Origin of the sequence: Phaeacidiphilus oryzae TH49 (assembly GCF_000744815.1) — a bacterium.
Classification (GTDB): domain Bacteria; phylum Actinomycetota; class Actinomycetes; order Streptomycetales; family Streptomycetaceae; genus Phaeacidiphilus; species Phaeacidiphilus oryzae.
The window spans coordinates 472,200-486,064 of sequence record NZ_JQMQ01000004.1 but is presented as its reverse complement, the minus strand read 5'-3'; the positions used below and the strand labels follow the sequence as shown (position 1 = coordinate 486,064).

The window sequence follows — 13,865 nt, the reverse complement described above, 5'->3', positions numbered from 1 at the left end:
CCGAATCTCGTGGGTGCGGACCGCTCAGCCGTAGAGCTGCGTACCAGGGATCATCTGCGGGTCGCTGCGGACCTCTGCCGGGTTGGTCTCGGGCAGGAACCAGGCGCTGGCGAAGGTGATCAGCCCCATCAGCAGGATGTAGGCCGCCACCGGCATGGTGCTGCCGGTCCCCGCGATGAGCGCGGTCATCAGGAACGGTGTGCCGCCACTGACCACCACGGCGGAGAGCTGGTAGGCCATCGAGGCGCCCGAGTACCGGATGCCGGGGGCGAAGAGCTCCCCGAGGAAGCTGGCGATGGGCCCGTAGGTCAGGCACTGGAACACGAAGCCCACCACCACGGCCACGAAGATCAGCGGCAGTGACGCGGTGCCGACGAGCCAGAAGTAGGGGAAGGCCCAGACGGCGACGCCCAGTCCGCCGATCAGGATCAGCGGCCTGCGCCCCACCCGGTCCGAGATGTGCCCCGACCACGGGATGGTCACCAGCATCGCCACCGAGCTGAGGAGGACGATCGCGAGGAGGGGGTCGCGCTTCACCCCGAGGGAGTCGGTGGCGTAGCTGAGGAGGCCCGAGATGCTGACGTAGAAGAGGCTGTTGGTGGCCGAGAGGAGACCGCAGCCGAGCAGGACGGTCCCCCACCTGCTGCGGATGACCTGCGCCAGCGGAGCCCGCACCACCGCGCGTTCCGGCCGGCCCGCGGTGCGCCGCAGCTCGCGGAACTCGGGGGTGTCCTCCACCCTGGCCTGGATGTAGAGGACCACCGAGAAGATCACGGCACTGAACAGGAAGGGGATGCGCCAGCCCCAGGCGAGGAACGAGTGGTCGGACATCAGACCGCTGGCGGCCATGAAGACCAGGTTGGAGATGATCACTGCCACCGGGACGCTGGTCTGACCGAAGGTCCCGGCGAATCCCCGGCGTTTGGGGCCGGCGGACTCGGTGAGGAGGAGGACGATGCCGCCCCACTGGCCGCCGGTGGCGAGCCCCTGCACGAAGCGCAGCACCACCAGCAGTGTCGGGGCCAGCGCGCCGACGGCGCCCGCGCTGGGCAGGCAGCCGATCAGGAAGGTGGCGGCCCCCATCAGGGCCAGGCAGCCGACGACCACGGGCTTGCGCCCGTATCTGTCCCCGAGGTGGCCGGCGAGCACCCCGCCGATCGGACGTGCCACGAAGCCGGCCCAGAACGTGCTTAAGGCGAGGAGGGTGCCCGTCAGTGCCGAGGAGTGGGGGAAGAACACATGCGGGAAGACCAGTGCGGCCGCGGTGCCGTAGAGGAAGAAGTCGTACCACTCGATCGAGCTTCCGATCAGCCCCGCGGCCAGGAGTCTGCGGAAGCCCCGGGAACGGGGCGCGGGCAGACCGGCGGCGAGGCGGCCGGACTGTCCTTCGGGTTGGGTGAGGGGGGTTGCCATGAATGCCGCCTTCGTCGATAGCGCAGGCAGGTGATGGCGGTTATATTAAGGCGCCGTTACTCCGTGATTGAGGTGTACATCATCCACACCTCGCACCGATTCGGTGGGCCATTCACCCACCCGAAGCCGAGGAGGGATGGCAGCGTGGCCGGCGACCCCGACGACGAGGCGGAGCCGTATGCGCTCGCGCGCCGGCAGCGGGAACTCTCCTCCTTGTACGCGACCGCCAAGTCGCTCACCGCGCTGGGCGAACTCGACGAGGTGCTGCGGTCGATCGTCCGCCACGCCCACGACCTGATCGGCACCGACTTCACCTATCTCTCCCTGGTCGGCGAGGACGGCCGGCTGACGGCCAGGGCCTCGGAGGGCACCATCTCCGCCACCTTCCTGGCGGCCGGCATCCCGGCGCAGGCGGGGCTCGGCGGCCGGGTGCTGGCCTCCCGGAGCCCGCACTGGGTGAGCGACTACGCCGCCAGCACCCTCTTCGACCACGATGCGGACTTCGACCGGCTGGTCGACACCGAGGCCCTCGTCGCCCTCCTCGGCGTGCCACTGATCATCCGGGGCGAGGCGGTGGGCGCCCTGTTCGCGGCGGACCGCTCCGAGCGCTCCTTCCGGGCCGACGAGATCGCCCTGCTGACCGCGTTCGCCGATCACGCCGCGGTCGCCCTCGACAATGCCCGGCTCTACGAGGCGAGCCGGAACGCCCTGGGGGAGCTGCGGATCGCCTACCGCAGGATCGAGGACCATATGGAGGTGCTGGAGCGGGCGCAGGCCATCCACGAGGCGCTGACCGACGCGGTGCTGGAGGGCGGCGCACCCGACGAGGTGGCGCAGCTCCTCGCCGACCAGCTGGGCGGGAACGTCGCGCTCCTGGACAGATCCAACGCCACGCTGGTCCGCCGGGGTTCGGCGACACGGCCCTGCCGGCCGCCGACCGACGCGGAGCTGGCCGAGGCCGTCGGGCGGGCGCCCCGGTCGGGCCGCTGCACGACCTCGGTGGACGCCACCGGAACCGCCCGGAGCGTGGCCTCGATCCGGGCGGGCGACAGCCGGCTGGGCGCGCTGGTGTGGAGCCGGGAGGCGGGCTCCGGGGACGGTGCCGCGGGCGAGATGGATCTGCGGACCCTGGAGCGGGCCAGCCACATCATGGGGCTGCTCATCCTCAAGGAGCGGGCCGTCGCCGAGGCCAGCGAGCGGATGAGCGGAGAGCTCCTCACCGAGCTGATGGTCGGCAGCCCCGGGATCAGCCCGGCGCAGCGGGCCCGCACCCGGGCCCGCGGCATCGACGCCGACCGGCTGGACCTGGTCCTCGTCGCCGACTCCGACGCGGTGTCGGCCACCGAGATCACCCGCCATCTCCACGACATCGCGCGGGACCACGCCGGCCTGGCCGGGGAGCATCTGGGCAGGGCCACGATGGTCCTCCCCTGCGCCCAGGACCACGAGCACGACCAGCAGGACCAGGACCACGACCACGACCGAATCGTGGTCGAGGTGCACCGGCGGCTGCGTCGCGCCCTCGGCGAACCGGTCCACGTCGTGGGCGAGCGGGTGGCCAACCACGACTGGTCACGCGCCTACACCACAGCCAGCCGCTGCGGGGCCGTGATGCGGGCGATCGGCCACACCGACCTGGGGGCCACCACCGGGCGATACGCCCTCTACGCCCTGGTCTTCGACCCCGAACGGGTCCACGAGCTCGACCGCTTCATCGCCGACTCCCTCGGCCCCCTCCTCGACTACGACCGCCGACGCGGCACCGAACTCGTGGAGACCCTCAACGCCTACTACGTCCACCACGCCAATGTGGCGGCCACCGCCCGGGCACTCCACCTCCACGTCAACACCCTGCTCAAGCGGCTGGACCGGGCGAGCAAGGTGCTCGGCCTCGACTGGCGCCACGAGAACGACCTGCAACTCCAGATCGGGCTCCGGCTGCACCAGCTCAGAGCGATCGCCGCCCGCTCCACCTGAGGCCGGCCGCGCCGTCCGCGCCCGTCGGTCAGGTCAGCAGGTCACCGCCACCGTGCCGCCCGTGCCCGGCGCCTGGAGGACGCGGAGGGCCTCGGAGATCTCCGACAGGGGGCGCACAGCGGTGCCGAGAGTCAGCCGGCCCTCGATCAGGTCGCCGAGGAGACCGTCGAAGACCTCGTCGGGCACCTCGCGGCGGATCATGTTCACCGGCAGCAGGCTGACGTCGGCCGCGAGGAGGTTGGGCAGGTCCACGCTGAGCGCCTTACCCCGGACATAGCCGACCAGGACCACCCGGGCGCCGGGGCGCAGCGCGGGCAGCAGCAGGGGCAGGGTGTCCCCGCCGACCGGGTCGATCAGCACGTCGGCGCCGCCCGCGGCGGCGATCCGGCGCACCGCCTCCTCGTCCCAGCCGGCCAGCACCTCCTCGGCGCCCGCCGGCACCAGCCCTGTCCGCTCCGGCCCGCTCACCATCGCGAGCACCCTGGCGCCGGCGCGGTGGGCGAGTTGGACGCACATCGAACCGACCGCTCCGGAGGCGCCGGTGACCACCACCACCTCCCCCGCCTGGACCCGCCCGACCGCGTCCACCGAGGCCCAGCCGGTGGACAGCGGCGAGTAGCAGGTGGCCGCCAGCCCGGCGTCGGCCGACTCCGGTATCTCGCGCAGCACCGCGCCGCTGACCACGGTCCGCTCGGCCCAGGTGCCGGGCCGCTCGAGGCCGAGGCCGCCGCCGCGGAGCAGCACCCGGCGGCCCTTCCACCGCTCCTCCCCCTCGGCGGTGCCGATCACCCGGCCCACTCCGGAGGTGCCCGGGGTGAAGGGCAGTTCCGGGCGGTGGGCGAAGGTCCCGGACATCACCGTCAGGTCCAGGTGGCCGACGTTGGCCGCCTCCATCCCCACCCGCACCTCGCCGGCGCCGGGCACCGGCTCCGGGCGCTCGACGAGACGGACCTCGGTACCCCAACTGCTCAGCTCGGCAGCCCGCATGCGGCCCCACCCCCATCGATCGTCCCGGCGAAGAACAACGACCACGGTAGCCTCCCCCACCGACAACCGGGCCAACCCGCACGCCCGCGGCCCGGCGGCGGCGCCGGTCAGCGGGCGGCCAACAGCCGGGTGACGAGTTCCGGGTCGTGGTGCGCGGCCTCCCGGTAGCGCGCGAGGTACGCGGCGGCCCGCTCGATCTCGGGCGTGCGCTCGCCCTCGGCCTCCGGGAAGCGGAGGTCGCCGCTCACCACCGTCCCCCACGGGTTGTCCAGCAGCCGTCCCGCCGCGGCGAAGAACCGGCGCCGCCTGCCGCACCTGCCGGTAGGCGAGGGGGACCGGGAACTCCGCGACGATCGCATGGTGGATCAGATTCCGGTCGCCGTAGCGGTACAGCAGCCTCTCGATCGCCCCGAGGGGGCGCACCGGCTCCCCCTGTGCCCTGGGCTCTTCGATACCTGCCGGATTACTGGCGGTCAACACTGGCATGTCCTCACGTCAAAACTCCCACTGTGCCGCTCACGACGCTATGTGCCGGGGGCCGCCCGCCCCATGCCGTTCGTCGACAGTTCCCGGGGACGGACCTGTGAGGGGGCGACATCCGGCCCTCTCCGCGTGGCCGGGCCGTGCCCGGTGCTCATCCGGCGCCCCCGGGGCGGGCCCGTCTGGTAGACCAGGGGCGTGACCTCCATACGCACGGCCGCGGCCGTCGGGTCGGCGCCGGCCTCCCGCGATCGGGTTCCGTGGCCGGCGTGGGTGATCGGCGCCGTCTTCGTCGCCGTGGAGCTGGCGTTCAGCGGGCGGTACGGGTTCCAGCAGGACGAGTTGTACTTCGTGGTGGCCGGCCGCCATCCGGCGTTCGGCTACGTGGACCAGCCGCCGCTCGCCCCGCTGCTGACCCGCACCACAGGACTCCTCGGCGTCGATCCGGCGGCGATCCGCATCCTCCCGGCGCTGGCCGGCGGGGCGGTCGTGGTCATCGCGGCCCGGACGGCGGCGCTGTTCGGGGCGGGCCGGACCGGGCGGACGCTCGCGGCGCTGGCCACCGCCACCGCGCCGGTACTGGTCGGCGCCTGCCACATCGGGAACACCACCCCCTACGACCTCCTCGCCTGGGCCGTGGTGGTCTGGTGCGTGGCCACGGCGCAGCTCCGTGAGCGGCCGCGGTGGTGGCTCGGGGCGGGGGCGGCGGCCGGCCTCGGGCTGCAGAACGAGTATCTGGTGGTGCTGGCCGTCGGCGCGCTGGTGGTCGGCCTCCTCACCGACCCCGCCCAGCGTGCCGTGCCGGCCACCCGGTGGCCCTGGGCCGGCGGCGCCCTCGCGCTGGCGCTCTGGGCGCCCAACCTGGTCTGGCAGGCGAGGCACGGCTGGCCCCAACTGGCCATGGCGGGCGCCCTCCACGCGCAGAACACCAGCACCGGCGACTACCTCGTCGGCCTGCCCGGGCAGCTGCTCTACGCCGGGGTGCTGGGCGTGCCGCTGGCCGTGGCCGGAGTGGGCCGGCTCTGGCGGACCGCCGAGCTGCGGTTCCTCGCGGTCGCGGTCACCCTGGTGGTGCTCTATGTGCTGGCCTGGGTGCCGGGGAAGGTCTACTACACGGACGGGCTGCTGCCGCTGGTCCTCGGCGCGGGGGCCGCCTCGGCCGAGCACTGGGTCCAGCGGTCGCGCGGGGAGCGGGTGGTGGTCGCCGTCTGCGCCACCCTCGGGGTGCTGGTGAACGTCCTCACCCTGCCGCTGGTACCGGTCGCGAGCCTCCACCGGAGCGTGCAGGAGCACACCGTCACCGACACGGTGGGCTGGCCGCAGCTCACCGCCCAGGTGGTGAGGCTCGACGCGGAGCTGCGCCGCTCGGGCGAGGCGCCCACCGCCGTCTTCACCGGCAGCTACGCCGAGGCCGGCGCGCTCCAGCTGTTCGGCGGGCGGGACCGGCTGCCGCCGGTGCTCTCCGCCCACAACAACTACTGGCTGTGGGGCCCCGGCACCGCCTCGGACCGCACCGTGCTGACCGTGGACGCGGCCGCCCGGCTGAGGCCGTACTTCGCCGACTGCCGCCGGCTGGCCGTCTTCAACCCGCCCGACCAGGTCCAGAACGACTGGAACGACCTGCCGATCGACGTCTGCACCGGTCCGAAGGCGCCCTGGACGGCGCTCTGGCCGCGACTGCGGCACTACGACTGACGCGCGGGGCCCCGGCTCTGCTGTCCCTGCCCCCGCTGCCTCGCCGTTCCCGGCACTGTTCGCCGGTCAGGCCGCCGACGCACCGCGGGTAGGATCCCCCCGCTGCCAGTGATCACTGCGGAGGAGTACGAGGATGAGCCCCAGCGGCTTCGGCGCGGAGGCCGGCCCGGCCGGATCCGACGCGAGCAGACCGGCCGGCGTCGCCGAGCCCGGGGGCGCCGACCCCGGGAACGCCGAGCCCGGCGAAGCGGAGGCCGGGCTGCCGGCCGAGCGGCTGCTGCTGTTCACCGACGCGGTGACCGCGATCTCCCTCACCCTGCTGATCCTGCCGCTGGTGGACCTGGTCCCCGAGGTGGCCGGCGCCCACGAGCACGCCGTCGACGTCATCACCGGTCACGTCGACAAGATCTGGAGCTTCCTGCTGAGCTTCGCCGTGGTGGCCCGGTTCTGGCTCTCCCACCACCGGGTCTTCTCCGCGGTCGGCTCGCTCGACCGGGCGCTGGTGGTGGGGAACATGGGCTGGCTCCTCGCCATCGTGGTGCTCCCCCTGCCGACCGAGATCGTCGGCACGTTCGGCACCGAGCGGTTCGCGGCGGCGCTCTACTACGCCAACCTGCTGGCCGCGATGGTCTGCCAGTGGGCGATGCTGCGGGTGCTCAGGAGCCACCCCGAGCACCTGGCCGGCGAGCGCTCCACGGCTCGCCGCAGGATCGCCGACGCGTACGTCGACGCCTGCGGCAACCTGGTGGCGCTGATCCTGGCCTTCGCGCTGGCGCTGGCCGTACCCGCCCTGCAGTACTACAGCCTCCTGCTGCTGGCGCTGGTCCCCTGGGCGGAGTCCCGCCTGCGGCGCCGCAACGGCCGCTAGACCGCCGGGTCGCCGGGCCGCCCCGGCTACACGCTCGGCGACTGCTCGGGTACCAGGTGGAGGAGGGTGTGGAGGACGCGGTCCGCGGTGTCCGCCGGCGGGTCGTCGGTCAGGCCGATCAGCAGGCGGGCGAGGGTGTCGAGGAGGGTCGGGGAGCCCATCACCCAGCGGTTGAGCAGGGGTTGGAAGCCGCCGCGGCTGAACAGGTGGCGGGAGAGGGCGACGCCGAGTCGGTAGTGCCGGCCCCAGCGGCGGGCCATCTCGGCCGGGTACCGGGCGAGGGCCTCCTCGTGGCCCGCTCCCTCGGGGCGGGCCAGGGCGGCGGCGACGGCCTCGGCGGCCACCTCGCCGGCCTCCAGGGCCTGGGCGATGCCCTCCCCGTTCCAGGGGCTGACCATCCCGCCGCTGTCGCCGACCAGCAGCAGCCCGCGGCCATACTGGGGATGGCGGTTGAAGCCCAGCGGCAGGGCCGCGCTCTGCACCCTGCCCTCCGCGTTCTCGGAGTGCCCGTCGGCGTCCGGCCGCAGGCCCCACTCCTCCGGGGTGCGGGCCAGCCAGCGGTCCATCGTGGCCCGCAGGTCGACCTGTCCGGACTTCCGGCCGCGAAGGGCGCCCAGGCCGACGTTGACCCTGCCGTCGCCCATCGGGAAGATCCAGCCGTATCCGGGCAGCAGGCGGTCGCCGTCCGGGCCGCGGAGGTCCGCCCAGAGCTCCAGGTACTCCTCCTGGGAGCGCTGCGGGCTGCGGTAGTAGCGGCGGGCCGCGGTGGCGATCAGCGCCCGCTCGTCGCGCTGCCGTCCCAGGGCCAGGGCGAGTCGCGCGGAGGCGCCGTCGGCGGCGATCACCAGCCGGGAGCGGAACTCCACCGGCCGCTTCTCCGGGCCGAGTTCGGCGGTCACCCCGACCACCCGCCCGGCCCGGTCGGTGAGCGGGCCGGTCACCTTGGCGCCGGTGCGCAGCCGGGCGCCGGCCCCGGTGGCGTGGCCGGCCAGGATGTCGTCGAAGTCGTAACGGCTGCGGGAGAGGCCGAAGTCGGGGTACTTCCCCACCTTGGGCCACTCGATCAGGGCCTGGCGCTCGCCGGCCACCCAGCGCATGCCGCGCGAGCGGGCCCAGCCGGGGCCGTCGATGTCGACGCCCATCCGGATCAGCTGGTGGACGGCCCGCGGGGTGAGCCCGTCGCCGCAGACCTTCTCCCGGGGGAACTCGGACTTCTCCAGCACCAGGACGTCCACCCCGGCCTTGGCGAGGTGGTAGGCCGCGGCTGATCCGGCGGGACCGGCGCCGACCACGATCACCGCGGCGTCCTCGCCGCCGCTCCCGTCCTGCGGGGCGGGCGGGTCGCCGGCGGACGGACTCGGCGTCGGCTGCGGCGGCGTCGGCGGCATGGCGGGCCTTTCACGGTACGGGGCGGGGGTCGAGCGGAAGTCGATCACCCATGGTCGGTGAGCGAAGCATGCCATGCCACCCTCCGCCCGCGACCAGGGGAGGTACCCCGCCGGGCGCGGTGAGCGCGCTGGTGGACAATGGCGCGACCAGCAGAGCGCCGACCCGCCGCACCACCGCACCCAAGGAGCGCCACGCCATGGCCAAGACCCCCGAAGTCGGCGCCGTCGCGCCCGACTTCACCCTCCCCTCGGTACTGCTCAGCGGCCCGGACGGAAGCCCGCAGCGCGGAGAGCTGACCCTCTCCGAGCACCGCGGGCGGCCGCTGGTACTGGTCTTCTATCCGGGGGACGACACCCCCGTCTGCACCCGGCAGCTGTGCTCGTACACCAGCGAGCTGGCCGGCTTCGCCGAGGTCGGGGCCGAGGTCTGGGCGATCAGCCCGCAGGGGCTGGACAGCCACGAGGCCTTCGCCCGCAAGCACGGCCTGGCCTTCCCGCTGCTCGCGGACACCGGCCGGGAGACCGCCCGCCGCTACGGGATCGCCGTGCCGGGCCTCGGCCTGCGCCGCTCGGTCTTCGTTCTGGACGCGGCGGGGACGGTGGTCTGGAAGCAGGTGGGCGTGCTGGGCGTCACCTTCCCCTCGGCGGCCGAGATCACCGCGCATGTGCCGCACGGCGGCTAGGCCGGCTGCTGCGCCTGCTGCTGCTCCGGGTTCGGCTGCTGCTCCGGCGCCCGCCCGGGCCCCTGCTGCGCGGTCTCGCGGCCGAGGTAGGTGAGGGGGCCGGGGTCCGGCACCGGGAGGACGCGGAAGCCGAGGCGGTCGTAGAAGGCCCGGGCCGGGGTGTTGGCGGTGACCATCCCGAGGTGGACCCGCTCTACGCCCCGGCGGGCCAGCGCGGCCAGGAAGGTGTTCATCAACTCCCGCCCGTGGCCCGCCCGCTGATGGCTCGGCAGCAGGTCGATGTGGAGATGGGCGGGGTATCCGGCGAGCTCCGGCACGATCATCCGCTCGGGGGTGTGGAGGAGGTGGACCATGGTCTCGGTCGGCGTCGCCGGGGCGGTTCGCAGCGGCGGGAAGCGGTCGGAGACCTTCGGCAGCCACTCCTCGCGGAACCGGCGGACGAAGGCCGGCGTGTCCGCCGTCCCGAGGACGTAGCCGACCGCTCTGCCCCCGTCCTCCAGGACGAAGGCGAGTTCCGGCTCCAGTTCGGCGTAGGGCGCGGCGAAGATGCTGGGCACCAGTTCCGGGTCCGGGTAGAGCGCGCGGGAGTCGCCCCCGTTCTCGGCGGTGCGGACACAGACGTCGAAGAGGGCGTCGCGGTCGGTCGGGCGATAGGGCCGGATGTGGGCATCCGAGATCGTCATGGCCGCATGCTGCCGGAGTGGGAGCGCTCCCACAAGTCCTTTCCCACAGCTCCCCGTGGCTGGTGTCCCCGTATCCGTTCCTGGACCTGGCGGCCGGCGTCGACCGCGCGCTGCCGCGACCGGCACCGGGCCGGCGGCGCCCCGCCGGGCGCCAGGGCGACACGACTCGTCCCGCCGGGCGACCGTACCGCCGCTTCCCGTACACCTGCGCGTACCGTGGCCGGGCGGACCGGCGTGCTGGGAGCCCGCCGGCCTAGGCGGTGCCGGAGGCGGAGATGACGGTGGAGAACCTCGGACTTGTGGTGCACGGCGGGCGCCCGGAGGCGGTGCGGGCGGCCGCGGAGGTCCGGGCCTGGTGCGCCGAGCACGGCGTGCGGAGCAGCGACATCGACGTCTGGCGGGACGGCGTGCGGCGCAGCGCCCGCGAGGAGGTGGACGCCGCCGGCCGCCCTGATCTGGTCGTCACACTGGGCGGGGACGGCACCTTTCTGCGCGGTGCGCGGCTGGCCGCCAAGAACGACGCCCTGGTGCTCGGGGTCGACCTGGGCCGGGTGGGATTCCTGACCGAGGTCTCGGCCGACGAGGTGCGCTCGGCGCTGGAGGCCGTCCGCACCGGGCGGTTCGAGATCGACCAGCGCCTGCTGCTGGCCCTGCGGGCCTCCCGCCGGCTGGAGGTCCCGTCCGGGCTGGAGGCGCTGATGGCCTACGGCCGGCGGCCGCAGCTCCCGCCGCCGCCGGTGCGCCCGGACTGCGAGGTGGACCGCGACTGGGGGATGCCGCTGGACGTCACCGCCCTCAACGACGTGGTGCTGGAGAAGCTGGCCCGCGACCGTCAGGTGTCGGTCGGGGTGTACATCGGCGGGCGGCTGCTGGCGTCGTACTCGGCCGACGCGCTGCTGGTGGCGACACCCACCGGTTCCACCGCCTACAGCTTCGCCTCCGGCGGGCCGGTGGTCTCCCCGCGGGCGGAAGCCCTGGTCTTCACGCCGGTCGCGCCGCACATGACCTTCGACCGCTCGGTGGTGACGGCTCCCGACGAGCCGGTCGGACTGCGCGTCCTGGAGCGCTCCGGGCAGGCCGCGGTGACCATCGACGGCCAGCTGCGCGGCGTCCTCGACCCCGGCGACTGGATCGCCGTCTACGCGGCCCCGCGCCGGCTGCGGACCGTGCGCCTGGAGCCGATGGACTTCTACGGCCGGCTGCGCAAGCGGATGAACCTGACCGACGCGCCGGCGGCGGTCGCCGACGGCTCACCGGCACCGCTCTGGTCGGTGACCACTCCCCCGCCCGGGGACCTCGCCCATCTCTCCCTGCTGACCGCACCGGAGACGCCTGCGCCCGGGCGCTGAGCCGCCTTGGGGGCGGTCGGCGGCAGCGGCGGTCTGCGGCGGCGGCGGTCTGCGGCGGCGGCGGTCGGCGGCTCAGCACCCGGCAGCCGGTCAGCGTCGCCGGTAGTGGGGCGGGCGCTTCTCCAGGAAGGCGGCCGTCGCCTCGGCGCGGTCCTCGGTGAGCGCCGTGAAGAGCTGCTGGCGGTTCTCGAACTCGACGGCCGCGTCGAAGGACGGCGTCTCCAGCGCCAGCCACATCCCCTGCTTGGTCAGCTCCACCGAGACCGGCGGGTTCAGCATGATCTCCTCGGCCTTCCGCACCGCCTCCGCCAGCAGCTCGTCGGGCTCGGACACGTCCGTCACCAGACCGATGGCCCGCGCCTCGGCCGCGTCGAACCGCCGCCCGGTGAGCATCAGTTCGTGCGCACGGCCGGCTCCGACGATCCGCGGCAGCAGCCAGGAGACGCCGATGTCGCAGGCGGAGAAGCCGGCCCGGATGAAGGAGACGGCGAAGACCGCCGGGGTGGCGGCGATCCGGATGTCCGAGGCGCAGACCAGGGCCAGCCCGCCGCCCGCGGCCGGGCCGTTCACCGCGGAGATCACCGGTTGCCGCAGCTCGTGCAGCCGCTGGGCGAGCGCGGCGATCTCGCGCTGCCGGCCCAGGCCACGGATCACCGGCCCCTCCTCCTCGGCGAGTCGGGCGTCGCCGTAGCCGTTGAGGTCGAGGCCGGCGCAGAAGGCGCGGCCCGCGCCGGTGAGCACCAGGACGCGGCAGTCCCGGTCCCGGTGGACGTCGTCGAGGGCCTCCGCCAGCTCGCCGACCAGGGTGTGGGTGAGGGCGTTCAGCGCCTGGGGCCGGTTGAGGGTGAGGACGGTGACGCCGGGCAGCGGACGGCTGGTCAGCACGGTGGGCATGGCGGTTGGTCCTCCCGGAGCCGGATCTCGTCGGTTCCCGAGGATCCTCCCACTCGCCTTTACCGCTTCCGAAGGAGTTCTGTACCGGTCCTGGACGTCCTCGGTCGGAGACTGGTGGGGTGGGTACCAACGCCGCCGCTCCCGCGAGCGCTCGCTTCCCGGCCCTCGGCACCACCGCCGTGCTGCTGGTCGCCGGGCCGGAGCCGGCTGCGCTCGACACCGCCCGGCGGGTGCTGGACGGCGAGTTGGCGGCGATCGATCTGGCCTGCAGCCGGTTCCGCGAGGACTCCGAGCTGTCCCGGGCCAACGCCGCGGCGGGCGGCCCCCGCTGACCGCGGGACCGCTCTTCGCCGAGGCCCTGGACACCGCCTTCCGGGCGGCGGAGGCCACGGCGGGCGCCGTCGACCCCACCGTCGGGGCCTCGGTCTCCGCCCTCGGTTACGACCGGACCTTCGCCTCCGTCCGCCCGGAGGACGTCCGTCCGGCGGTCGTCCTCCGGCCCGCCGGCCTGCGCGGCGTGCGGTGGGATCCCGCGACCCGGCGGCTGCGGCTGGCCGCCGGAGTCGCCCTCGACCTGGGCGCGACGGCCAAGGCGCTGTGCGCGGACCGCGCCGCCCGGCGCGCGGCCGAGGCCTGCGGCCGCGGGGTGCTCGTCGGCCTCGGCGGCGACCTGTCGGCGGCCGGCGAACCGCCCGAGGGCGGCTGGCAGATCGAGGTCGCCGACGTCCACTCGGCGCCCTCGAGCCCGGACCGGCCGGTGGTCTCGATCCGCGCCGGCGGACTGGCCACCTCCGGTACGGCCGCCCGCAGTTGGCGGCGCGGCGGGCGCGTACTCCACCACATCGTCGACCCGGCCACCGGCGACGTTCCGCCGCCGGTCTGGCGCACCGTCAGCGTCGCGGCGGCGGACTGCGTCGAGGCCAACACCGAGGCCACCGCGGCCGTCGTCCTCGGCTCCGCCGCACCCGAGCGGCTGCGCCGCCGGGGCCTGCCGGCCCGGCTGGTCCGGGTCGACGGATCCGTCCTCACCCTGGGCGGCTGGCCGCCGGACCGGCCAGGCCGCCGCGAGAACAGCAGAGGAGACGACCAGGAACCATGAACAGGGACGTCGTTCGCATCCGCCGCCGGGACGAGGGGCTTCGGCGGGTCGGGACGTGGACCCGCCGGGTCTCGCTGGCCGCGGCGGCCGCGGCCGCCGCGCTGACGGCCGGCTACGCCCACGCGCTGCCGGACCTCACCGCCCATCTGCCCGGGCTCCACGCCGAGCGCGACTCCGGCGACCAGGGGGGCACCGGGAACCAGACCGGCGGCTCAGGCACCGGCTCCAACACCGGCACCTCGGCCCAGCCGCCGGGCGCCGGGACGGGCACCGGGCACACCACCACGGGCGCCTCCTGAGGGCCCGCGCGCGAAGACGGCGGCCGGCCTCCGCGAAGGCACGGCACACC

The 13,865-nt window shown here is 74.5% G+C and carries 14 protein-coding genes; 8 read left to right on the top strand and 6 right to left on the bottom strand.

Features of this window, described 5'->3' with window-relative positions; all coding sequences use genetic code 11:
- Positions 1-24: 24 nt before the first annotated feature.
- Positions 25-1,413, bottom strand: a complete 1,389-nt coding sequence (locus BS73_RS02360) for an MFS transporter (RefSeq protein ID WP_037568805.1) — start codon at positions 1,411-1,413, stop codon at positions 25-27.
- 144 nt (positions 1,414-1,557) lie between these two features.
- On the opposite strand from BS73_RS02360, the gene BS73_RS02355 reads away from it, so the two are divergent.
- Positions 1,558-3,390 carry a helix-turn-helix domain-containing protein gene (locus BS73_RS02355; RefSeq protein WP_037568803.1) on the top strand — a complete coding sequence of 611 codons (1,833 nt, stop codon included), beginning with the start codon at positions 1,558-1,560 and terminating at the stop codon, positions 3,388-3,390.
- A 33-nt stretch (positions 3,391-3,423) separates the two neighbouring features.
- On the opposite strand, the gene BS73_RS02350 is transcribed toward BS73_RS02355, so the two are convergent.
- Positions 3,424-4,377, bottom strand: coding sequence for a quinone oxidoreductase family protein (locus tag BS73_RS02350; protein WP_037568801.1), 954 nt, complete (start codon positions 4,375-4,377; stop codon positions 3,424-3,426).
- A gap of 107 nt (positions 4,378-4,484) precedes the next feature.
- Positions 4,485-4,736 carry a hypothetical protein gene (locus BS73_RS36985; RefSeq protein ID WP_152617479.1) on the bottom strand — a complete coding sequence of 84 codons (252 nt, stop codon included), beginning with the start codon at positions 4,734-4,736 and terminating at the stop codon, positions 4,485-4,487.
- Between the two features lie 319 nt (positions 4,737-5,055).
- Here BS73_RS36985 and BS73_RS02340 point away from each other — a divergent pair, with 319 nt between their 5' ends.
- Positions 5,056-6,552 carry a glycosyltransferase family 39 protein gene (locus tag BS73_RS02340; RefSeq protein ID WP_037568799.1) on the top strand — a complete coding sequence of 499 codons (1,497 nt, stop codon included), beginning with the start codon at positions 5,056-5,058 and terminating at the stop codon, positions 6,550-6,552.
- Positions 6,553-6,685: 133 nt separating this feature from the next.
- Entirely contained in the window at positions 6,686-7,420 is a 735-nt protein-coding gene (locus BS73_RS02335) for a TMEM175 family protein (protein WP_235215246.1), read from the top strand.
- A 26-nt stretch (positions 7,421-7,446) separates the two neighbouring features.
- Here the strand turns inward: BS73_RS02335 and BS73_RS02330 are convergent, their stop codons facing one another.
- A complete protein-coding gene (locus tag BS73_RS02330; protein ID WP_152617510.1) occupies positions 7,447-8,808 on the bottom strand; it encodes a geranylgeranyl reductase family protein in 1,362 nt (453 codons plus the stop codon).
- Between the two features lie 197 nt (positions 8,809-9,005).
- On the opposite strand from BS73_RS02330, the gene BS73_RS02325 reads away from it, so the two are divergent.
- The gene (locus tag BS73_RS02325) at positions 9,006-9,491 is read left to right on the top strand and encodes a peroxiredoxin (protein WP_037568798.1); all 486 of its coding nucleotides are present in this window, start codon (positions 9,006-9,008) and stop codon (positions 9,489-9,491) included.
- Here BS73_RS02325 and BS73_RS02320 read toward each other — a convergent pair.
- Entirely contained in the window at positions 9,488-10,174 is a 687-nt protein-coding gene (locus BS73_RS02320; RefSeq protein ID WP_084703701.1) for a GNAT family N-acetyltransferase, read from the bottom strand. The genes BS73_RS02325 and BS73_RS02320 overlap by 4 nt on opposite strands.
- 275 nt (positions 10,175-10,449) lie before the next feature.
- On the opposite strand from BS73_RS02320, the gene BS73_RS02315 reads away from it, so the two are divergent.
- Positions 10,450-11,523 (top strand): NAD(+)/NADH kinase, encoded by a 1,074-nt coding sequence (locus BS73_RS02315; protein WP_037569554.1) that lies wholly within the window; start codon positions 10,450-10,452, stop codon positions 11,521-11,523.
- Positions 11,524-11,613: 90 nt separating this feature from the next.
- Here BS73_RS02315 and BS73_RS02310 read toward each other — a convergent pair whose 3' ends face one another.
- The gene (locus BS73_RS02310) at positions 11,614-12,417 is read right to left on the bottom strand and encodes an enoyl-CoA hydratase/isomerase family protein (protein ID WP_037568796.1); all 804 of its coding nucleotides are present in this window, start codon (positions 12,415-12,417) and stop codon (positions 11,614-11,616) included.
- A 119-nt stretch (positions 12,418-12,536) separates the two neighbouring features.
- Here BS73_RS02310 and BS73_RS39085 point away from each other — a divergent pair, with 119 nt between their 5' ends.
- Genes BS73_RS39085 through BS73_RS02300 form a run of 3 tightly spaced genes read left to right on the top strand, consistent with a single transcriptional unit; the run spans position 12,537 to position 13,815 of the window.
- Positions 12,537-12,749, top strand: a complete 213-nt coding sequence (locus BS73_RS39085) for an FAD:protein FMN transferase (protein ID WP_235215301.1) — start codon at positions 12,537-12,539, stop codon at positions 12,747-12,749.
- Positions 12,683-13,516, top strand: coding sequence for an FAD:protein FMN transferase (locus BS73_RS02305; protein ID WP_235215295.1), 834 nt, complete (start codon positions 12,683-12,685; stop codon positions 13,514-13,516). Before BS73_RS39085 ends, BS73_RS02305 begins: the two co-directional genes overlap by 67 nt.
- Entirely contained in the window at positions 13,513-13,815 is a 303-nt protein-coding gene (locus BS73_RS02300; RefSeq protein ID WP_037568795.1) for a hypothetical protein, read from the top strand. Before BS73_RS02305 ends, BS73_RS02300 begins: the two co-directional genes overlap by 4 nt.
- Positions 13,816-13,865 lie beyond the last annotated feature (50 nt).